Origin of the sequence: Bifidobacterium anseris, from assembly GCF_002860345.1 — a bacterium.
Lineage (GTDB): Bacteria > Actinomycetota > Actinomycetes > Actinomycetales > Bifidobacteriaceae > Bifidobacterium > Bifidobacterium anseris.
In genome coordinates, this window is record NZ_NMYC01000005.1 from 279,811 (window position 1) to 302,029 (window position 22,219).

General features: G+C 64.3%; 16 protein-coding genes and 1 tRNA gene. 11 read left to right on the forward strand and 6 right to left on the reverse strand.

The genetic code is table 11. The features are described from left to right. Positions 1 to 45: 45 nt before the first annotated feature. The 4 genes from CGZ88_RS06335 to CGZ88_RS06350 all read right to left on the reverse strand — a co-directional run bounded on the left by CGZ88_RS06335 (position 46) and on the right by CGZ88_RS06350 (position 6,952). Positions 46 to 2,247: a YhgE/Pip domain-containing protein gene (locus CGZ88_RS06335; RefSeq protein ID WP_101671400.1), complete on the reverse strand. Its 2,202-nt coding sequence runs from the start codon at positions 2,245 to 2,247 to the stop codon at positions 46 to 48. After that, positions 2,244 to 5,000 (reverse strand): YhgE/Pip domain-containing protein, encoded by a 2,757-nt coding sequence (locus CGZ88_RS06340; protein WP_101671401.1) that lies wholly within the window; start codon positions 4,998 to 5,000, stop codon positions 2,244 to 2,246. Before CGZ88_RS06340 ends, CGZ88_RS06335 begins: the two co-directional genes overlap by 4 nt. A 291-nt stretch (positions 5,001 to 5,291) precedes the next feature. After that, positions 5,292 to 5,882 carry a hypothetical protein gene (locus CGZ88_RS06345; protein ID WP_101671402.1) on the reverse strand — a complete coding sequence of 197 codons (591 nt, stop codon included), beginning with the start codon at positions 5,880 to 5,882 and terminating at the stop codon, positions 5,292 to 5,294. 188 nt (positions 5,883 to 6,070) lie between these two features. Then, positions 6,071 to 6,952, reverse strand: a complete 882-nt coding sequence (locus tag CGZ88_RS06350) for a patatin-like phospholipase family protein (protein ID WP_051198473.1) — start codon at positions 6,950 to 6,952, stop codon at positions 6,071 to 6,073. A gap of 137 nt (positions 6,953 to 7,089) precedes the next feature. Between CGZ88_RS06350 and CGZ88_RS06355 the strand changes: the two genes are divergently transcribed. Beyond that, positions 7,090 to 7,713: a TetR/AcrR family transcriptional regulator gene (locus CGZ88_RS06355; RefSeq protein ID WP_243390095.1), complete on the forward strand. Its 624-nt coding sequence runs from the start codon at positions 7,090 to 7,092 to the stop codon at positions 7,711 to 7,713. 507 nt (positions 7,714 to 8,220) lie between these two features. Here the strand turns inward: CGZ88_RS06355 and CGZ88_RS06360 are convergent. Then, positions 8,221 to 8,293: transfer RNA gene (locus tag CGZ88_RS06360), tRNA-Lys, on the reverse strand. 66 nt (positions 8,294 to 8,359) lie between these two features. Between CGZ88_RS06360 and CGZ88_RS06365 the strand changes: the two genes are divergently transcribed. Beyond that, a complete protein-coding gene (locus CGZ88_RS06365; RefSeq protein WP_026644782.1) occupies positions 8,360 to 9,895 on the forward strand; it encodes a C69 family dipeptidase in 1,536 nt (511 codons plus the stop codon). Here CGZ88_RS06365 and CGZ88_RS06370 read toward each other — a convergent pair. Beyond that, entirely contained in the window at positions 9,867 to 10,667 is an 801-nt protein-coding gene (locus CGZ88_RS06370) for a TetR/AcrR family transcriptional regulator (protein WP_101671404.1), read from the reverse strand. The genes CGZ88_RS06365 and CGZ88_RS06370 overlap by 29 nt on opposite strands. A 62-nt stretch (positions 10,668 to 10,729) precedes the next feature. On the opposite strand from CGZ88_RS06370, the gene ftsY reads away from it, so the two are divergent. The 9 genes from ftsY (at position 10,730) to CGZ88_RS06415 (ending at position 22,205) form a co-directional block, all read left to right on the forward strand. After that, positions 10,730 to 12,202, forward strand: coding sequence for a signal recognition particle-docking protein FtsY (ftsY, locus tag CGZ88_RS06375; RefSeq protein ID WP_101671405.1), 1,473 nt, complete (start codon positions 10,730 to 10,732; stop codon positions 12,200 to 12,202). 242 nt (positions 12,203 to 12,444) lie between these two features. After that, positions 12,445 to 13,737 (forward strand): ammonium transporter, encoded by a 1,293-nt coding sequence (locus tag CGZ88_RS06380; RefSeq protein ID WP_101671406.1) that lies wholly within the window; start codon positions 12,445 to 12,447, stop codon positions 13,735 to 13,737. Positions 13,738 to 13,739: 2 nt separating this feature from the next. Beyond that, on the forward strand, positions 13,740 to 14,078 hold the full coding sequence (locus CGZ88_RS06385) for a P-II family nitrogen regulator (protein WP_024541425.1): 339 nt from the start codon (positions 13,740 to 13,742) through the stop codon (positions 14,076 to 14,078). 111 nt (positions 14,079 to 14,189) lie between these two features. Beyond that, a complete protein-coding gene (locus CGZ88_RS06390) occupies positions 14,190 to 16,007 on the forward strand; it encodes a [protein-PII] uridylyltransferase family protein (RefSeq protein WP_101671407.1) in 1,818 nt (605 codons plus the stop codon). A 502-nt stretch (positions 16,008 to 16,509) separates the two neighbouring features. Then, positions 16,510 to 18,066 (forward strand): hypothetical protein, encoded by a 1,557-nt coding sequence (locus tag CGZ88_RS06395; protein WP_026644778.1) that lies wholly within the window; start codon positions 16,510 to 16,512, stop codon positions 18,064 to 18,066. 113 nt (positions 18,067 to 18,179) lie between these two features. Then, complete coding sequence (gene dnaB / locus CGZ88_RS06400) at positions 18,180 to 19,556, forward strand: replicative DNA helicase (protein ID WP_026644777.1); 1,377 nt, start codon at positions 18,180 to 18,182, stop codon at positions 19,554 to 19,556. Position 19,557: 1 nt separating this feature from the next. After that, on the forward strand, positions 19,558 to 21,006 hold the full coding sequence (locus CGZ88_RS06405; RefSeq protein ID WP_101671408.1) for a Mur ligase family protein: 1,449 nt from the start codon (positions 19,558 to 19,560) through the stop codon (positions 21,004 to 21,006). Between the two features lie 11 nt (positions 21,007 to 21,017). Then, positions 21,018 to 21,767 carry a type 1 glutamine amidotransferase gene (locus CGZ88_RS06410; RefSeq protein ID WP_101671409.1) on the forward strand — a complete coding sequence of 250 codons (750 nt, stop codon included), beginning with the start codon at positions 21,018 to 21,020 and terminating at the stop codon, positions 21,765 to 21,767. Between the two features lie 72 nt (positions 21,768 to 21,839). After that, complete coding sequence (locus tag CGZ88_RS06415) at positions 21,840 to 22,205, forward strand: phasin family protein (protein ID WP_051198469.1); 366 nt, start codon at positions 21,840 to 21,842, stop codon at positions 22,203 to 22,205. The last annotated feature ends 14 nt before the right edge of the window (positions 22,206 to 22,219 follow it).

Consider the following 22,219-nt stretch of genomic DNA (forward strand, 5'->3'; position numbering starts at 1 on the left):
GTCTTGATGATTCTGTCTTGCCGTTGCCGCGTGGCCGTGCCGCCGTCAGCTGATGAGCTTTGTGCTTTCGACTTTGCGCTCATACCACAGGTTGAACCGCGTCAGGCCGCGCCGCAGCCCGAAACCGATGATGAGCAGCGGCACAAGGAACAGCGCGAGCTTGCCCATCGCAATCCAATAATCGTTCTGATAGATACCGGCGATCGCGCTGCGCAGCGCGGCCGTCGAGTAGGTGACCGGCAGCCACGGGCTGACATCGCCCAGGAATTGCGGCAGGATCGCGAGCGGATACGCGGCGTCCGAACCGGAGATCTGCATGACGAGGAACAGCACGGCGATCGCCTTGCCGACGTTGCCGAAACTCGCAATCAGCGTGTATGTGAAGAATGAATAGACGATCGCGCTGAACCAGCCATCGAGCATGAACAGCCACGGGTGCACGGTCTGCACGCGCAGGAACAGCAGCGTGCCGGCGAGCGAGAACGTCGCCTGCATCAGCACGATGATGCCGAAGACGAAATAGTGGCCGAGGAACTGCTGCCACGGCTTCGGATCGCCGAGTGCGAGCTGCCGCTTCTTTGACAGGTTCACCTTGAGCGTCACCGCCGTCAGGATTGCGCCCACCCACAGCGGCAGGAAGGTGTAGAACGGCGTCAACGACGTGCCGAAGTTCTCCACGGGGAACAGCGCCTTCGTCTTGAGTTCGACGGGTGCGGACAGCGTGCTCGACAGTTTCGACGAATTGCCGGCGAGCATCTGCTTGACGACGCCCATGTCGCCGGTATTGAGCGCCTTCGTCAGCTGTCCGCTGAAGTCGGCAAGCTTCGTGGACGCCGTGTCGAGTTCGCCGGCGGCGTCGTCGAGCAACGTACGCACTTTGGTGATCTGCTCGTCGGCCGTCGTCGTCGAGCCGTTGAGGTCACCGAGCGCGTCCTTGAGCGTCGTCACGCTCGTCGCCAAGCTGCCGGAGGCGTTCGCGAAGGCCGTGCTCATCTTCTCCAGATCCGGCTTGATTGACGTGTCGAAATCGGTGGAGATGCCGCTCACCGACGATTTCGCCTGCGTGACGAGATCCTTGATCGACTGCCGCGTCTCGCCGTTGACCTTCACATGGTTGGTGATGTCGGCGGCGGCCGCGTCGAGTCGCGACGACAGCTGCGTCAGCGTCGTCGAGGCGTCGCCAAGACGGTCGATGAGCGACTGGATGTGCGCGCGCACGGCGCCGTCCTGCGGCAGCGACGACTTGTCGAGCAGATCTTGCAGCCGGTCGCGCGTCGTCGCATAGTCCTTCGCCTCGGCGGCGACGTTGCCCGACAGGTTCGTGATGGCGGCCGCCGACGCGTTCGCCTGATTGTCGACGCTGCCGAGCAACGTGTCGACGCTGCCGGCGAGCGATTCCATGCTCGCCGAGCTCGTGTCGAGCGCCTGCTGCAGCGCGTCCGTGGACGTGCCGAGCGCGCCCGAGAGATTGTTGACCGACTGTTTTGCGCCGGACAGTTCGCCGACGGCGTTGTCCACGCCCGACTTCGTCTGCGCGACGAGATCCTTCGAACTCGCCATCAACGTCTGCGCGGAACCGGTGAGCTGACTGTACGAACGCAGCATCGACGCGCTGTCCTTGAGCGTCGACGACAGGTCGTCGACCCGCGCATTGAAATTGCTCAGCCGATCCTTCGCCTCGGGTTTGTCGAGCATGTCGACCATCGACGATGCGACGTTGAGCGCCGTGTCGGTGATCGTCTTCGCGAACATCTCGTTGATCGACGCGGCGATCGTGTCGGCGCCCTGCCCGGTGACCTTCGGCGCGAGCGCGTTGAGTTTCTCGTTGTCGTAGTAGTCGAGCACCGCGTGGTCTGCATCGGTTGAGAAGAACGTCAGCATCGTCTTGCTGAAATCCTTCGGGATGATGACGGCGGCGTAGTATTTGCCCGACTTCGTGCCGTCGATCGCCTCCTGCCGCGTCTTCGTGAAGTTCCAGTCGAGCTGTGTGTTCGCGCGCAGCGTGTTGACGACTTCGTCGCCGATGTTGATGCGCATCGGCAGCAGGTCGCCCTTGTATCCCTCGTCCTCGTTCGCGATTGCGAACTGCAGGTTCTTCGTGTTCGCGAAGGGGTCCCAGCAGGCGGCCACGTTGAACCATGTGAACAGGCCGGGGATGACGGTCAGTCCGATGACGATGATGATTGACGCGATGTTGCTTGTCAGCCGTTTCACGTCGTCGATGAAGATCCTGCCTACCATCTTCATGCCGAGTGCCTCCCCTCATGCTGCCCGTGGTGCGGGCGCAGGTCGTGCATGCCCTTCGTCAGTCGTTCGCGCAGCTCGTGCAGATCGAGGTCGAGCGTGTCCTCGAGGTCGATCATGTCGTCCTCGTCCTCTTCTTCCTCATCGTCTTCGTCATCGGCGTCGGCGAGTGTTTTCGCGGCCTTCGCGTAGCTCTGCGCGAACTTCGGCGCCGACGGACGCGTGATGATGCCGCGATTGAGCACGAGTGCGCGCAACGCGTCCTTGTCGAGCGTGCCGAGTTCGGCTTCGCGGCGCAGGCTGTTGCGGATCGATTCGACGACCATCAGGAAGATGATGATGCACAGGATCCAGACGATCCACGTCGCGAGCGCCACGAGCTTCGTGCCGTTCGTGAACGAGAATGTGACGAACAGGATGATTGGCACGACGAAACCGGCGACGAGTGCGCCGCGCATCAGCTTCGGGTAGAGGCGCGCGAACTTCGTGGCGCGTGCCTCCACCTGCTTGCGGTAGCCTTCCTGATTCGCGAGGACGGCGACGGCCTGCCTGAGGCTGAATTTGTGCGTCGGCGTGTAGACGCGTTCGCTGTTGACCATGTCCGCCTCGTTGAGCTCACGGGAGAACAGATGGTTGAAGTTCGACATGAGCGGACGCAGCCCCAGACCGATTGCGAAAGCCAGGGCCATGAACAGTGCGAGCAGCAGCATGTCCTTCGCCCAGTGGCCGTCGTAGAAGCCTCCTATCGTCTCACGGAACGCGCCGATCGAATAGGTGAAGGGGAACAGCGGGTACAGCTCGCGGTAGAAGGTCGGCATCATCTCGATCGGGTACAGGCCGGACGCGCCGGGGATCTGCACCATGATGAGCGCGACGACGAGCGCCTTGCCCACATGCATGAAGGTCGCGGACAGCGCGTACGCGATCGAGACGTAGACGATCGACGTGAACCACGCGGTGAGGATGAACAGCGCCGCGTTCTTCATCTGTATGCCAATCGCGATATCGCCGACCGCGCAGACGATGCCCTGCAGCCCCGCGATTAACGCGAGCAGCAGGAAACGCGCCATATAGGTCTGCCACATCTTCGGATCGCGTCCTTCGAGGCCTTCATGATCCACTTCAAGGCGGATCAGCACCATCAGCATGAACGCGCCGACCCACAGCGCCAGACTCGTGAACAGCGGCGCCATCGCCGATCCGTAGGTGTCCACCGGATACAGCGTATGCGTTTTGAGCACGGTCGGCGACAGCATGAAGTTCGCGATGCGCGAGACGTCGACGTCGCCGTCGACGCCGGTGAACTGTGCGAGCAGATCGGTGTTCGCGAGCGCTCCCAAATCAGTCGCCGTCGTGTCGAGACGGTCGATGAAGGTCTTGAGCAGGCCGTCCGTGCTCGCGAGCGACGTATCGGCGTCGTCGCTGATCGCATCGATCTGGTCGAGCACGAGCTTGGCCTGCGCGGACAGCGACGCCTGACCGTTGAGTGAGCCGGCGAGTGCGCCACTGGTGCCGGCGAGCGAGCTCAGGCCGGCGTTGAGCTGTGGCAGCGCCGTCGTGTTGATCGTCGTGCGCGCGCCGGCGAGCGAGTCAATCGTCGATGTCGATGTCGTCGAGAATTGGTCGATCGTGGACAGCGAGTTCGTCGCGGCCTGCTGCGTCGACTTGTTGAGTTCGGTGAGCGAGGCGAGCGTTTGCGCGGATTTCTTGTTCTCTTGCTCGAGCAGCGTCACGATTTCGTTGATCTGCTCGGACAGTGGATTGTCCGGCAGATTCTTCAGGTCGTCGAGGATCTTCGCCGTGTCCTCGTTCACCGATGTCATGTTGTTGAGGGCGGCGCCGGTCGCGCCGCTCGCCGTGAGGATGCCGTTCGCGACGCGCGTCGCGTCGGTGGACGCGCGCCCGGTCGCCTGCAGCATCAGGTTGCCGCCTTTGTCGAGCTGATTCGACGCGTCCGCCGCGAAGGTGTTGATCGATCCTTGTGATTTCGTCAGCAGATCGTTCGCCGTCGTCAGGCCGTCGCTCGCGTTCGTCGACGCCGTCGTGACGCCGTCGAGCGCCTGCCGTGCCGCCGCCGTCTTCGATTTCGTCGTGCCGAGCGTTTCGCGCAGCTGCGCGACGGTCGCGCGCGCGTCCTCGAGGTTGGATTTCGTCTTGTTCAGCTGTGCGGTTGTCTTCGCGACCGTCGTGTTGGAATCGTCTTTGATCTTGGTGTTCGTTTTGTTGACGATGCCGCCGATGACGCCGCTGACCGTGGAGACGAAGGTGTTGTTGATCTGACGGTCGACGGTTGTTGCGCCGACGCCGGTGATTTTCGGTGCGACCGGATTCGCCTTTTCGTTGACGTAGTAGTCGATCTGCGGGCGGTTCGCGGTGTCGGTGAGCACGTCGGCGATGCGCTCGCTGAAATCGGACGGGATGACGATCGCCGCGTAGCATCGTGCGGATTCGACGCATTCCATCGCCTCGGCGCGGCTCATGAAGTCCCAGCCGAGCTGATGGTTCTTTTTGAGCGTGTCCTCAATCTGGTCGCCAAGCTTGAGCTTGCCCATAAGGTCGCTGTTCGCGCCGCGGTCGTCGTTCGCGACGGCGACGCGGATGCCGCTTGTGCTGCCGTAGGGGTTCCAGAAGCCGACAATGTTGAACCACGCGTACAGCGGGGGGATGAAGGTCAGGCCAAAGAGGATGACCCAGGCGGTGGGCACGCGCAGCAGACGCTTGAGGTCTCTGCCGAGAATGAACCATATGTTGCGCATGGTGCCTCTGCTCCTCGTGTTCCTCGGTGCTCTGATGGTGTGGGTCGCGACGGCAGCGCGTCGGCGGCCGTCATACGGACAGCAACCTTATACGCTACGGTGTACGTAGCGCTACGGATGCTGTAGCGTTTGCGTGTCGATGCCGTGGCTGCGGCTGCTTCCTACCATTGTGCGACGCCGCTTCGGTGGACGCTTTTGCTGAAGAAGAACACGGGGATGGGAACGCCGCGCGGGCGGGGCGCGGCGTTGGGGCGGTTTGCAGTGTGGTGAGTTTTTGCAGTGCGGTGCGATTTACAGGTTGAGGAGGTCACCGTACCACACGTAGCTGCTCTCCTTTTCGGAGTTGGAATCGGAATCGCTGGAGTCGTCCGAGCCGTTGCGGTCGGACTTGTCGGAATCGCGCGAATCCGATCCGTCACGGCCCTCGAGACGCTGACGGTTGCCGCGCATGCCGCGGTCGCCTTCAAAGCCCCGCATATCCAGGCCGCCCATGTCGCCGCCTTCGCCGCCTTCGCCGTCTTCGGGCATCAGTTGCTCGAGCTGCTCGTCGGTGCTGTGCGCGAACGGTGCCATATGGCGCCCGGACTGGCCGGAATCGTGCAGCGCGTTCGTGATCGCGCTGCCAGCGACGCCGGCGCCGAGACCGCAGGCGAGGCTGATGCCGACGATGAACGCCGTCATCTTGCCACTCAGCTTGTCATGGATGCGCGTGGTCGCGCCGTTCTGCGGAGGCGTCGGACTCGCCGTGTACATCGGTGTGGCCGGACGCTGCGTGAAATCGTAGTTGTATGCCTTCGTCGAATCGACCGGCTGCTGCGCGACCGTCGGCGTCTCGTCCGCGTTCGTCGCGGTGTTCTGGATGTCGTGATCGTGATTCGTCATGATGGTCCTTCATGTGATTCGATGCGCGTGCACATGCAACGCGCGTTTGCTGACGGAACCATCTCAGTCGATAATTATTGGACATCGCTTGACGCCGGATTGCAAACGGCTTCGGAATCGCTGAAAGCCCACTGAAAACACGGATTCTTCACATTGTTCCACGCTGCGCATGCGCGCGGACGCCCACCTTAGGCGGCGAGAAAATCGGCGATTGTCGCACCGTCCGCAAGTCCCATCCGGTAGAGACGCCCGATCGCGTCGGCGTCGCGGGTGAGCGTGCTCATGCCGTCGATCGACTGCGGCGCGACGATGCAGGCTTTGCCGGCGCGCGCGAGCCGCTCGACGAGGTCGAGCTCCTCGTTGTAGGACGGCGCGCGGTGGGCGAGTGCGCGCGCCGCCTTCGGGTAGCGCAGCCGCAGCAGCGTCGAGCTGCCGGCGTCGTGCGAGGCCTTGCGCCGGAAGTCGCGTGGCCGCGTGAGGATGACGACGACTTTGTCGCAGCCGTCGGCGAAAGCCTGTCGCACCGGAATCGGATCGCTGATCGTGCCATCGAAATACGGGACACCGTCGATGACGTACGGGCGGTCGATGACGGGCAGGCACGCGGTGGCCTTGAGCGCGTCGTAGCCGTCCTGCCGCATATGCTCCGGACCGAAATACTCGGGGGTGCCGCTGAGCGCGTTCGTCACGGTGATGCGATACGGCACCCCGCCGCACGTCAACGCGTCGTAATCGAGCGGATCCTCGCCGCTGGCGTTCATCAACGTGCCGTAGATGTAGTCGAGGCCGAGAAACGAGCCGGTGCGCAGCAGATTGCCGACGCCCATGTATGCGGGGCGCGACGAGTAGTCCGCGTAGAAACGGAAGGCGCGCCCGCGCTGCCCGGCGAGATACGACGTGACGTTGGCGGCGCCGGCGGAGACGCCGAGCCCGTAGTCGAAACGCACATCGTGGTCGAGGCACCAGTCGAGCACGCCGGCGCCGTACGCGCTGCGCAGGCCGCCGCCGACGTCGATGACGCCGATTTTCGGACGCGCGGCGGTGATGGCGGCGGACGACGAACTCGACATGGGCACCCTTTCGACGAACTGCGGGCCGCATACGACCCAAGTGACTACCCATTCAAATGCGTCGACGGCGCGTTCAGACGAGGGGAGGGCTGCAAAAACGACGAAAGTGTCCACCGTCGTCGTCTATGCTGACGGCGATGATGGAAACGAATCCGTATGCGGATGTGCTCGAGCTGACCCATCCGCCGACGCAGACGCCGGCGCGGCGGCAGATCGAACGCGCGCTCGTCGACTGGATGCACGACACCGGCAAAGGTGCCGCCGAAATCACCGTCTGCGCGCTCGCGAAACGCGCGTTCGTCGCGCGCAGCACGTTCTACAAGAACTACGCGCACGTCGATGCCGTGCTCGACGTCATCGAACAGCGCATCCTCGCCGAGCTGTGCGACGCCGGCGACGCGATGCGGGCGCTCGCGCGCGGCGGCGCGTCGGCGACCGAATCCTATGACGCCTTCGTGCGTGTGCTGCACCGGCATGAGGATGAATTTCGACTGCTGCTTGTCGAGTTGCCGTCGGCGCGTTTTGTCGATCGATGGAAGCGCATGCTCGGCTACCACTTCTGGGAGCGGCTGTTCACCGACGGCGCCCGCGAGCAGCGGCTGCGGCCGTCGACCGTCAACCGCGCGCTTGTGCTTGAGATGATCGCGAGTGCGTTCATCTCGGGCGTGCGTTTCTGGCTGATGACGCCGGAACGCGTGGAGATCCCCGAAATCAAGGCGTTGATTCTGCGGCTGATTCGCGACATTGACGAGGTGTGGTGAGTGCACGGGTGTGCGCGTGTGCGCGTGCGGTCGCCTGCTGTGCGCATATCTCGATAGTTTCCGGGAAGTGTCGAGATATGCGCGGACGTCCGGCTTCGAATGGGGCATGATGTGCGTTGGTGTGCGGTTCGTGTGCAAAAGCGTGCTGTTGGACTGGGGTCATGGTTGATGTTGTGCAGTTGCGCCGATAGGCGTCATGGGGCTGCCGGCGTCGGATTGCAGCTTGGGCGCATAACTCGATAGTTTGAGGGAAACCTCGAGCTATGCGGCGCCGGGGGCTGGGACAGGTGGCGAGATGATGATGGGTGAGCATGAGCGGGGCCGATGGGGCGCTGGCGCCGTCGATGGGTGAGACGCGATGGATGTTTGGGGCGGGTTGGCTGGGCTGTAGGGGTTTTATCGCTAAATCACTGACGAAATGCTTACTTTCCGAGGGCGGCGGGTGCCGACCGGATATGGTGAAGGCTCTGAATCGTTGGGATTCCAATGGTTCAGAGCCTTGCTCGGTACCCCCCGTGGGATTCGAACCCACAACCCACGACTTAAAAGGACGCTGCTCTAACCGTTGAGCTAGAGGGGCAACAACCTGCAATTATACATTGCCGGATTGATTTCGCAAATCGCCGGTTCGACTAGCATGGGCATCATGTCTTGCACCACACTGTTAGTCGGAAAATCAGCCAGCATCGACGGATCCACGATCATCGCGCGCAATGACGACTCGGGCAGCGGCACCTACGACCCGAAGCGCTTCATCGTCGTGGCTCCCGAGGACCAGCCGCGGGATTACGCGAACGTGGCCGGAACCTTCCGCATCGAACTGCCCGACGACCCGTGCCGCTACAGCATCGTGCCGAATGTGCGCAACAACCGCGGCATCCTCGCCGAGGCGGGCGTCAATGAGCACAATGTGGCGATGAGCGCGACGGAGACGATCAGCGTCAATCCGCGCGTCCTCGCCGCCGACCCGTATGTCAAGGCAGACAAGGACGCCGGCGGCGAACAGATCAGCGGCTTTGGCGAGGAGGACGTCATCACACTCGTGTTGCCGTACGTCACGACGGCGCGCGAGGGCGTCGAACGCCTCGGCTCACTGCTCGAGCAGTACGGCACCTACGAATCGAACGGCATCATCATCAGCGATGTGGACGAGATCTGGTATGTCGAGACGATCGGCGGCCATCATTGGATCGCGCGCCGCGTGCCCGACGACTGCTATGCGGCGGTGCCGAACCAGCTCGGCATCGACGTCCTCGATTTCGACGACGCGCTGAGCGAGAGACGCAACAACATGTGCAGCGACGATCTGCGCGAATTCATCGATGCCCATCATCTGAACCGCGCGATGACGTCCGAGAACAGCAGCCCCGCGCATTTCGACGTGCGTGGCGCCTTCGGCACGGCCACGCCGAAGGACGCGATCTACAACACGCCGCGCGCATGGTACATGCAACGCCATCTCAACCTGTCGCATGACTGGGACGGCCCGGACGCCGAATACCGGCCGGATTCGCAGAATCTGCCGTGGTGCCGCGAACCCGAGCGCAAGGTGAGCGTCGAGGATGTGGCCTTCCTGATGGGTTCGCATTTCGAAGGCACGCCCTACGACCCCTACGGCACGACCGGCACGCCGGAAAGCCGCCATCGTTACCGTCCGATCGGCGTCAACCGCACCGGCCACATGGTGTGCATGCAGATCCGCCCGTATGTGCCCGAGGCGAACCGTGCGCTCATGTGGATCTCCTACGGCTGCGGCGCGTTCACGTCGCCCGCGCCGTTCTACGCGAATGTGCTCGATACGCCGCCGTTCCTGCGCGACACCGAGCCGGAGCATGCGTCGACCGATTCGCTGTACTGGATGAACCGCATCATCGCCGTCATCGCCGACGCGCACTGGTTCGACACGAACGGCGAAATCGAACAGTACATCGAAGACGTGCTCTCCTACGGCCTCAACCTCGTCGAACACACCGATGCGTCGCTCGCCGAGGACGCGGATGCGCTCGCCGACGACGTCGCAGTCGAAGGGCGCGCGGCCGTGCACATCGCGCTCGCCGACGCGAACGCGACGATGGCGACGTGGCTGCGCGCACGCACGCAGACGCTGCTCGATCAGGTGCTGTATACGTCAAGCAACCTGATGCACAACGCGTTCAGGATGTCGGATCACTGGATGCGGTGACTGCGTCGTCGGCGCCGTCATTGGACGGCGGTGCCGACGACTCGCCGGCGTTGTTGTCTTTGTCGACTTTGTCTTTGTCGACTTTGTCTTTGTCGACTTTGTCTTTGTCGACTTTGTCTTTGTCGACTTTGTCTTTGTCCTTGCGCGCCTTGCCACTTTCGAAGCGCAGCTCCGGCTTCGCTTCCATGCGCGACAGGCCGTTCCATGCGAGGTTCACGATGAGCGCGGCGAGCTGCTCCTTGCTGAGTTTGCGCTGATCGGCCCAGTATTGGCCGGTGTAGACGGTCATGCCCACGAGCATCTGCGCATAGTACGGCGCATGCTTCGCCGGCAGCTTCTGCCGCTTGAACCATTCCTCGAGGATTTCGCCGACGCGCGTCGAGACGTCGCCGAGCAGCGACGAGAACGAACTCGTCGGATCGGTCGTCGGCGAATCGCGCACGAGTACCTGGAAGCCTTCCGCATTCTCCTCGATGTAGGTGAGCAATGCGAGCGTCGTGCGTTCGACGATCTGGCGCGGGTGGGCGTTCTCTCCAGACAGCGCCTGGAACAGCGAGTCGTTGAGCGCGCGCATCTCACGGTCGACGACGACGGCGTACAGTCCCTCCTTGCCGCCGAAATGCTCATAGACAATCGGTTTGCTGACTTTGGCGGTCGCGGCGATCTCCTCGACGCTGACCGCCTCGAAACCCTTGGACGCGAACAGTGAACGGCCGATGCGGATGAGCTGTTCACGACGCTGATACGACGACATTCTGGAAGCGTTTGCCATACCGCGTATTCTTTCACGTCCTCTTGATTGGCCGTGTCCGTTGAGTTTTTTAGGCTGAAGCCATGGATACGAACACCGTGTACGGCATCATCGCCGTCGTGGTCATCGCCGTGCTGTTCATCGTGGGCGGCATCTGGGCCGATCGGTCACGCAAGAAGAGAATCAACAAGGCGCAGGAGGAAGCCAAGGCGAGAGCCGACGCCCGCCTCGCCGCCGAACGCGAGCAGGCGGCGCGCAAGTCCGCCGCCAAGCCGGCCGCCGAGCATCCGCAGCCGAGGAAGACCCCGGAAGCGGAGGAATCCGCCGACGAAAAGCCGGCGGCCGCAGTCGAAACGACGCCGGCTATTGAGGAAACGGTCACTGAGGAGACCATCACCGAGGAACCGGCAGCCGAGGAATCGATCACCGAAGAAACGGTCGCCGAAAAGCCGGCCGTTGAGGAAACGGTCGCCGAAGAGACGGTCACCGAAGAACCGGCGGCGCAGGAAGCCGAGGAACCGGTCACTGAGGAGACGGTCGAGCATGAGGAGGCCGAGCCGGCCGTCGTCGACGAGACGATCGTCGAGGAGGAGCCTGCGCCACTCGAGGAGAAGCCCGAAAAGCCGGTCGGCAAGAAAGGGCGTCTGCAGCGGCTGCGCGAACGGCTTTCCAAGTCGAGCAACCCCTTCGGCAAGGCGCTGTTCAACATTCTCGCGAAGGATCATCTGTCCGAAGCCGATTGGGAGGATGTCGAGGACACGCTGCTGCTCGCCGACGTCGGCGCCGAGGCGAGCGAGGAACTCGTCGAACAGCTGCGCCGCGACGCGCGCGTGACCGGCGAAAGCGACGCGACGCAGCTGCGCGCGGCCCTGCGCGCCGAACTGCTCAACCTCGTCGGCACCGACGTCGACCGCCGCCTCGAAGCGGAGAAACCGGTCGCGAGCACGCCGAGCGTCATCATCATGGTCGGCGTCAACGGCACCGGCAAGACGACGACGACCGGCAAGCTCGCGCGTCTGTTCGTCTCCGAGGACAAGAAGGTCATGCTCGGCGCAGCGGACACCTTCCGTGCGGCCGCCGCGGACCAGCTCGAGACGTGGGGCGCGAAGGTCGGCGTCCCGGTCGTGCGTTCGGACAAGGACGGCGCCGATCCGGCGTCGGTCGCCTTCGAAGCCTCGGCGAAGGCGAAGGAGACCGGCATGGACGTGCTCATCATCGATACGGCCGGCCGTCTGCAGAACAAGGCGAACCTGATGGACGAGCTCGGCAAGATCCGCCGCGTCACCGAGAAGAACCTGCCGGTGGCCGAAGTGCTGCTCGTGCTCGATGCGACGACCGGACAGAACGGCATGACGCAGGCGAAGGTCTTCGCCGAGGCGATCGGCATCACGGGCGTCGTGCTCACGAAGCTCGACGGTTCGGCGAAGGGCGGCATCGTCATTTCGGTGCAGAAGGCGCTCGGCGTGCCGGTCAAGCTCGTCGGCGTCGGCGAAGGCCCCGACGATCTGGCCCCCTTCGACCCGGAATCTTTCGTCGACGGCATCCTCGGCGAATAATGCGCCGCAGCGCGACAGGCGCCGCGCAACACAACGAAACGGGACGCAAACCGCATGGTTGGCGTCCCGTTTCGTCATGTTCGGCGTTTTACACTTTCGTAACGCGTCGAAACATGCTCAACATCCTCGGGGCGTTCCATATGGCTTGTGAGTTCCACTACGGAACTGCAATCGAAAGAGAGTCGCCCGCCGGATCCCCGGCGGACAAGCAAGAACAAGACATATGAGAGGGAGGTGGCCGTATGGGACAGCTTGATTCCGGTAATGCCGCGTGGATACTTACGAGCGCGTGCTTGGTGTTCCTTATGACACCCGGTGTTGCATTCTTCTACGGTGGCATGGTCCGCGCCAAGGCCGTGCTCAACATGATGATGATGGAAGCGGCGGCACTGTCCGTCACGATCATCATCTGGGGTCTGTGGGGTTGGTCGATCGCCTACGCCGGCCATTCGATCGGCGGCGTCTTCGGCGATCCGGCAACCGGTTTCCTGCTGCGTGACACGATGGTCGCGCAGGACGGCGTCTTCACGTCAGCGAGCATGAACGGCAACAACTATCCGGCTTCTGTCGACGTCGGCTTCCAGGCCGCTTTCGCGATGATCACCGTCGCGCTCATTTGCGGCGCGATTGCCGAACGCGTCAAGTACAGCACGTGGATGATCTTCGTCGCGCTGTGGATCACCTTCGACTACGCGCCGATGGCGCACATGGTCTGGAACGGTGGCCTGCTGTCCGCCGACGGCCCGATTTCGCAGGCGATCGGCGCGGCCGCGCACGACTTCGCAGGCGGCACCGTCGTCCACATCAACGCTGCGGTCGCGGCGCTGATCATCGTCCTGATCATCGGCAAGCGCAAGGGCTTCGGCACCGAGCCGATGCGTCCGCACAACGTCCCCTTCGTCATGCTCGGCGCATTCCTGCTGTGGTTCGGCTGGTTCGGCTTCAACGCCGGCTCCGCCTTCGCTGCGAACGGCACCGCCGGCTACGCTTGGGTCTCCACGTCGCTCGCCGCTGGCGCCGCGATGCTCGCCTGGGGCTTCACCGAGAAGATCCGCACCGGCCACTACACGGCGATCGGCGCTGCTTCGGGCATCGTCGCTGGCCTCGTCGCGATCACTCCGGCCGCGGATGTCGTCTCCCCGATCTGGTCGATCGTGCTCGGCGCGATCGCCGGCATCGTGACCTGCCTCGCCTGCTCGCTCAAGTACAAGCTCGGCTATGACGACTCGCTCGACGTCGTCGGCGTCCACGGCGTCGGCGGCCTCATCGGCACCGTCGCGCTCGGCTTCTTCATGCAGGACACCGGCCTGTTCTGCGGCGGCGACTGGCGTCAGCTCGTCGTGCAGATCGTCATCGCCCTCATCGCGATGGCCTTCTGCGCGGTCATCACGACGATCATCGCCTTCGGCCTTGAGAAGACCGTCGGCTGGCGTGTGACCCAGGCCCAGGAGGTCGGCGGCATCGATCTGGCCGACCAGGGCGAACGCGCATACGATTTCGCTGGCACCGCCAGCTCCGTCATCAAGGAGATGTGAGCATGAAACTCATCACCGCAATCATCCAGCCCTTCAAGCTCGACGACGTCAAGGAGGCCCTCGCGGCCGCCGGCGTGCACGGCCTGACCGTCTCCGAGGCGAACGGCTACGGCCGTCAGCGCGGCCACACCGAGATTTACCGCGGCGCCGAATACACGGTCGACCTGATCCCGAAGGTCCGCGTCGAAGTCCTGTGCGACGACGCCGACGCCGAAACGCTCGTCGACGTCATCATCAAGTCCGCCGGCTCCGGCACGATCGGCGACGGCAAGGTCTGGGTCGCCCCGCTCGACATGGTCGCCCGCGTACGCACCGGCGAAACGGGATCGGCGGCCATCTGACCTCCGACAGACAAACCCATGTGACACCCTGACGGCCTCCGCTGCACGACGTGCGCGGAGGCCGTCCTCGATTGAGCGGCGCCCACGCGACGCAGTCAGGAGAAGACGACGATGACGACGGCGGTCGACGATCTCAAGGAACGCATGCTCGCGCTGAGCGCACCCGACACGGACGGCGTGCTGCGCGGCGGCGCGGCGAAACGCGAGGCGCGCACGGTGCTCGCGATGGACGCGCTTGCGCGGCTGTGGCAACAAGCGTGCGACGACGTGCCCTTCGCCGTGCCGTCCGACGGCATCGGTCTCGCCGCCGTCGGCTCGCTCGCGCGCGGGCAGCTCGGGCCGTGCTCCGACCTCGACCTCGTGCTCATCCACGACGGCAAGGCGCTCGACGGCGCACAGCTCAACGAATTCGCGAACCGACTGTGGTATCCGCTGTGGGACAGCGGCATTGACCTCGACCATTCGGTGCGCACACGCGTGCAATGCGAATCGGTGACCGACGCCGACCTGCCGGCGGCGATGGGCTGGCTCGACGTGAGACCCATCGCCGGCGACATCGCACTGATCGAAGGCACCGCCGTGTCGATCCTCGAACGATGGCGCAAGGCCGCGCGCAAGCGGCTGCCGGAGCTGCTCGACTCGGCACGGACGCGGCTCGAACGTTTCGGCCGCCTGCCGTATGTCAACCAACCCGATGTCAAGGAGTCGCGCGGCGGCCTGCGCGACGTCGTGCTCACGGCGGCGCTGTCAGCGTCGTGGCTCGCCGACCGTCCGCACGGCCGCTACGACGCCGCCGTCGAACGATTGCTCGACGTACGCGACTGCATCCATCTGGCCGCGCATCGTGACACGAATCTGCTGCTGACGCCGTATCAGGCGCCGGTCGCGGCGATGCTCGGCCTTGCCGATCCGACACTGCCCGAGGACGAGCGCGCAGCGACATCGATCGACGATCTGCTCACACTGATCGCCCGGCTCGGCCGCGCGATCGCATTCTCGCTCGACGCGACGGCCGCGCGCGCCGAACACACGCTCGTGCATGAACGACCGCGATTCTCGTTCTTCCAGATCATGCATCCGCGCGCCGGCGGCAAGCGCGAGGCGCCGAAGTTCGAGCTGCTCGCGCCCGGCGTCGCGCTGCACGAACAGGAGGTCGTGCTTGCGCCCGGCGTCGACGCGGCGAAGGACGGCGGCCTGCCGCTGCGCGTGGCCGCGGCCGCCGCCGAAGGTGGACTGTCGATCAACACGTCGACATTGGCGAACCTCGCGAAATCGCCGATTCGCTACGCCGATTGGGACGATGATTCGCGCGCCGCCTTCGTCCGTCTGCTCGCGAGCGGCGAACATCTGCTCGACGTCTGGGAAGAGCTTGATTTCGTCGGCATCCCGAACCGTTGGATGCCCGAATGGGCGGCGATCCGCAACCGGCCGAGCGCATCGGCGGCGCACCGCTACACGATCGACCGTCATATGATCGCCGTGACGTCGCAGCTCAAACGAGGACAGTACGACGACGAGCATTACGCGGCGCTGCTGCTCGCCGGGCTGCTGCACGACATCGGCAAGCGGCCGCGCGTCACGGACCATGCGCGCGAAGGCGAGCGGCATGCGCGCGCCGTGCTCGAACGGATGGGCTTCGACGAGCGGATCGTGCATATGGCGACGCTGCTCGTGCGCGAGCACCTGAGCCTGTCCGAGTTCTCGACGTCGCGCAATCCCAACGATCCGAAGGCCGGCGAGGAGCTCGCGGCGCGCGTGGAGGGCGACCCGGTGCTGCTCGACATGCTGTTCGACCTGACGAAGGCGGACATGTCGTCGCTCGGCGCGACATCCGGCGAACAGATCTCCGGGCAGGTCGGTTGGAGCAAATGGAGCGCGCAGCTCGTCACGGCGATGGCGGCGAACGCGCGCGCGGCGATCAAGGGATGACGATTGCAGATCGCCTACCACAGATCGACGGCGGTCGCAAATCGGAGAAGCGCGAATCTGCAAGGATTGCGGCTGTATCCCCAAGTTATCCACAGGGTTATCCACCGAATGTGGATAACCTGAGCCGTAATCCACCGTAATCCACATGCTTATCCCCAAGATGTGGATAACCGGAAGTAAATTGTGAAGAAGTTGTCCACAACGAGCGTCGCGCGAGTCGTTCTACTTTCCGCTAAACGTCGACGGTGACGGTTACGGGCGGGGAGTACGGCGCACGCTGCTGTGTCGGAGGCGCCGGACGCATCGGGGGAGTCAGCGTCGGTGAGGAGGGCAAGCGGCGGCGTCATCGGTTGTCCACATCGGGGCGGATGGCGGTGGAACACGCGCGAACTTTCCACATATCCACAAAGGTTTGCCGTCCGTTGGCGCGCAATCGTCCGATGGTGCACAGTGGCTGGAACACCGGTGCGAACCAACGATATTCCACGGACAAGGAGGACATATGTCCACAACAGCAGATCCGGGCGCCAACGGCGCGACGCTCACGCTCGACTCGCAGGGCTTCCTCGAGAAGCTCGTCGAACTGCGCACATTGTTCGACGACCACATCGTCAACGCCGAACGCATCGTCGTCGACGAGAAGGACACGCCGCAGGGGCATATGCTGAGCACGATCATGCCGCCCGCTCCGGAACGGCTGCTCGACCTCGGCGAAGACCTCTTCGGCGCATCCTGCTGGCCCGTCGAACTGTGCTCGGCCGCCGAAACAGGCGACACCGCCTTCATCGACCACTGCCGCGCCTTCCTGACGCATTGCGAATACGTCGTGCGACGTCACGGACTCGGCCGCTGGCTGTACGAACGCATGGACCAGGCGCGCACGGCCTTCGCCACGGACCGGCCGGTCGACGAACTGCCGCTGCACATCCGCGCCGTCGACAACAAAGGCCTCGCCAAACGCTTCGGCGGCCGCGACAAGCGCCGTTTCGGCACGAAGCGGCAACGCTACGGCGACAGTTTCGAGTACTACCGCATGATGCGTTCGATGGCGGCGCGCGCCGTCATCCGCTGGGCAGAGCCGGGCATGCTCGCCGCGCGCATCGCCTACACATTGCTCACCGACGGCACCATCGGTGGCGAACTGCTCCTGCACAGCTCGACGCCGAACATCAAATTCCACAACGAGGCGCAGCGGCGCGCGCACGAGGACGCGCTCGACATCCTCCACACAATCGAAGGGCTGCGGCTGCAAGCCGACGCCGAATACGAGCAGGCGCTCGCGCGCGGCGACGTGCATGTGACGATGCCCGAGCGCACGAGCGACGACGAGGATCTCATGTGCACCTCCTATCAGTACTTCGCCTACCATGTCGGCATCGGGCAGGCGCTCGCGCACGCCCGTGCCGGCGAGGCGTGGGAGGACGAGGACATCGCGCGCTACGTGCAGGCCAAGCCCCGCGTCTGTGCCCTCGAACAGCGCATCGACAAGCGTTTCCTCTACGACGTGCAGCAGCTGCGGCGCGCCGTCGAGGAACTGTGGAACGACAAGCCGGTGTTCGTCGAAACGCTCTTCGAATCGCCGCAGGCACGACGCGAGGAGATGGACAAACCGTTGTGGCGCAACCTGATCTACATCAGCGACGTCGCCGGCTCGCTCCTCGGCGCGATGATGCGCAACCAGCTGATGGGCGCGCTCGCGACGCACGACGAGGAGCTGCTGCGCACGTCGTTCAAGAGCCTCGACTCGATCTGCGCGATGATGCGCGACATCGGCACGCTCGCAATGCCGATGCTGCTCATCGACGAACATGAGATCGACTACGACCGCCTGCACGAATCGTCACGCCAGGAGCAGACGCAGATGCTGCGCCACTACTGCTCGATCCGCGACGCGGCCGTCGCCATCTGGCTCGCGCGCATGCCGTGGAAGGAGGATCCGATGCTGCGCGAGGCCACGCTCGAACTGTTCGGCCCGTCGACGCTCGCCTTCTCGCGTGCCGTGCTGCCGCGGCTCGAACAGGAGCTCGCACTGCCCGGAACGATCGGCGAGGCCTGCTGAGAGCCCGCGACACTCCGTGCGAAGGCCCGACACGCGCGCATGCGCGGCCTTCGTGCGGAGTGTCGCGTCCGTGCCCTTCTGTGTTACATTCGCTTTTCTTATAATCGACTGTTATGGCTGAAGGATTCGACAGGAACGACAAGAACGACATGGCGTTGTTCGACCGTGTGCCGCCGCACGACGACGACGCGGAGATGGCGACGCTCGGCGGCATGCTGATGGCGAAGGACGCCATCGGCGAAGTGACGCAGACGCTCGAGGAGGCTGACTTCTACCAGCCGAAGCACCAGACGATCTACAAGGCGATCATCGACCTGTTCTCGGCGGGCGATCCGGCCGACGTCGTGACCGTCGCGAACCGTCTCGACGACGCCGGCGACCTCGAGAAAGTGGGCGGCGTCGACTATCTGCACGACCTCATCGGCTCGGTGCCGACGGCCGCGAACGCCGTGTACTACGCGACGATCGTGCATCAGCGCGCGATCCTGCGCAACGTCATCGCCGCGGGCACGAAGATCACGCAGCTAGGCTACAACGCCGAAGGCTCGCAGGCGCAGGAGGTCGTCAACCTCGCGCAGGCCGAGATCTACGAGATGAGCATGGGCAAGGTGCATCAGGACTACACGCCGATCGCGAACGCCGTCGAGGCGACGCTCAAGCAGATCGACCGCATCCAGAAGGGCGAGATCGAATCCGGTATCCTCACCGGCTTCCGCGACATCGACTCGGTGACGAAGGGTCTGCAGCCCGGCCAGATGGTCGTCGTCGCAGGCCGCCCGGCGATGGGCAAGTCGACGCTCGGCGTCGACTTTGCGCGCGCCGCCGCGCTTCACCAGCATCTGACGACCGTCATCTTCAGCCTCGAGATGAGCCAGATCGAACTGTCGCAGCGCATCATCTCCGCCGAGACGAATATCCCATTGTCGGCGATGCGCAACGCCGAAGACATCGACCCCGGCCGCTGGAACGTGCTCAACAACTTCTTCATCAAACTCAGGGACGCGCCGCTGTTCATCGACGATTCGCCGAACATGAGCCTGATGGAGATCCGCGCGAAATGCCGTCAGCTCAAGCAGAGCGACGACCTCAAACTCGTCGTCATCGACTATCTGCAGCTGATGAGCTCAGGCAAGCAGGTCGAAAGCCGCCAGCAGGAAGTCTCCGAATTCTCCCGCGCGCTCAAACTGCTCGCGAAGGAGCTCGAAGTGCCGGTCGTCGCGCTCTCGCAGCTCAACCGCGGCCCCGAAATGCGCAACGACAAGAAACCGCAGCTGTCCGATCTTCGCGAATCCGGCTCGATTGAGCAGGACGCCGACGTCGTCTTCCTCGTGCACCGTCCCGACGCCTACGACAAGGAGGATCGTCCAGGCGAGGCCGACATCATCATGGCGAAGCACCGCAACGGTCCGACGGCGACCTTCAACCTCGCATTCCGCGGACAGTATTCGAAATTCCAAGACATGCCCCAGGACTATCAGCAGGGAGTCTGACATGACGAACACGGCAACAGACACAACCCGCCGGCCATGGTACGCGTTCGCGACGCCGCTGCTAGGCAAATCGGTGCGCTGGGCGTCGCGCGTCACCCACCACGGCGGCAGCGCGTTCCCCGGCAAGGTCGTCGAACGCGTCGACCCGACGTTCCTGCACCGCACACTCGCGCAGCTGCCGCTCGGCGTCATCCTCGTCTCTGGCACGAACGGCAAGACGACGACAACGCGCATGGTCGCGATGATGCTCGAATCGTTGGGACTGCGCGTCTTCACGAACCCGACAGGCTCCAACTTCACGCGCGGTGTCGTCTCCGCACTGCTCAACGAAGTCACGATGAGCGGCCACATCGACGCCGACATCGCCGTCCTCGAACTCGACGAGGCCTACGCCGTGCAGTTCGTCGCCCAAGTCAAGCCGCAGTACGCGCTGCTGCTCAACGTCATGCGCGACCAGCTCGACCGCTTCGGCGAAATCGACAACACGGCACGGCTGCTCGGACGCGTGGCCGCAACGACGACGCGTGCCGTCGTCCTTAACCGCGAAGATCCGCGCATCGCCGCACTCGCCGCGCTCACGCCGGTCGACACGCGCGCCGCATACTTCGGCCTGTCGCGCGCGCTGCGCCGCTACTTCCCGACCGACGACGACATGGCGACGACGGTCGCGCTCGCCGGTGCCGCCGTGCCAAGCGAACCGCTCACGGCCGCCGCGCCCGTCACGCCGGCTGACGTCATGCTCACGGCGGTCGGCGACCATCGCGCGCAGATGGTCATCGACGGGCAGGAATACGAATCGGAAGTCAAACTCGAAGGCGTCTACAACCTCTATAACGCGGCGGCCGCGCTCGCCGTTGTGCGCGCCGTGCAGCAGGACCTGCGTGTCCCCGACACGATCGGCAACGCCGCGGCGACGTTGCCGCAGGCGCGCCGCGACGGATTCGTCATGCGCGCACAGCATTTCGCCGGCGCAGACACGGCGCACCTGCTTGACGCGCTCGCGCAGGTGACGCCCGCATTCGGACGCGGCGAAGTCATCGACGTGCACGGCTCGCCGACGGAACTACTGCTCGTCAAGAATCCGATGGGATTCCGGCTCGCGCTCGCGTCGTTCCCGCCCGACGACGCCGACACGATGATCTGCATCAACGACGAATACGCGGACGGCCGCGACATGAGCTGGCTGTGGGACGTCGACTTCACGAGCCTCAAGGCCGGCGGCGTCGACACCGTTTCCGGCGTGCGCGCGTGGGACATGGCACTGCGCCTCGCCTACGACGACGTCGCGGTCGGTGACGTCGACACCGACCTCGAGCGCGCCGTCGACGCCTTCGTGGCGCGCAATCCCGGCCGCCGCAAGCACATCTACTGCACGTACACGGCGATGCTCGCCGTGCGCGCGTATCTGGCGAAGATCGCCGACGTCGCCGACGCCGGCGTGGGCAAGTGAAGGAGCGACGCATGGCCAGACCGATCGACATCGTCTCGCTGTATCCGAAGGACATGAACATCTACGGCGATTCCGGCAACGTCCTGACGATCGAACGCCGGCTCGCACTCTACGGCTACGAGCCGCGCATCCACGCCGTCAATCAGCACGATCCGTGGCCCGAACACACCGACGTCATCCTCGGCGGCGGCGGTCAGGACACCGGCCAGAAGAAGATCATCGACGACCTCTACGCGCGCGCCGACACATTGCGCGCGCTCGCCGACGACGGCGTGCCGATGCTGATGATCTGCGGCCTGTACCAGTTGTTCGGCGACTATTTCGAAACGGTCGACGGCGCCAGGCTCGACGGCATCTCGATCATCGGCGCGCACACCGTTGGCCGCGACGTGCGCATGATCGGCAATCTCGTCGAACACAGCGACGATTTCGGCGACATCATCGGCTATGAGAATCATTCAGGGCAGACCTTCCTCGACGACGGCGTGCGCCCGCTCGGCACCGTCGACCACGACGGCATGGGCAACAACGGCGAGGACCACACCGAAGGCGCGCGCGTGCACAACGTCATCGGCACCTACATGCACGGTTCGCTGCTGCCGAAGAACCCAGCCATCAGCGATTTCCTGATCCGCGCGGCCGCCGAACGCCGCTACGGCGAATTCCGCGCGGAATCGACGCCGGCGGCGCGGGAGGAGCTCGCGCGCATCGACCGCGTCGCGCAGCGTGCGCGCGAGGTCGCGCAGCTACGCCCACGCTGAACGCCGGCGCGACGGAACGTGTAGAGTTGGCACTGAGCAATACGCCAACACAGGTATGAGCTGGGAGGCATCATGACCGATTCGAACAACAACATCCCGGACTTCGGCGAAGGCCTGCGCAAGATCTTCCTCGCGGGCGTCGGCGCAATCGCCACGACCGCCGAAAAGGGCCAGGAGCTCGTCAACCGTCTCGTCGAACGCGGAGAACTGACCGTCGAGCAGGGCAAGCAGCTCAACAGCGAACTCGCGCACAAGGCCGGCGACAAGAAGGAATCGCTCAAGGAGAAGGCCGCGCAGGCGTCGCAGACGGTGCAGGACGCCGCTGCAGGTCTGCGCAACCAGGCTGCGCAGGCAGTCGACGACCTCAACACGAAGCCGGCCGACGATGCTGCCGCCGACGCTGGCGCGAAGGCCGACGCCGCCGACGCCGATAAGTGAGCGTCCACCCCATC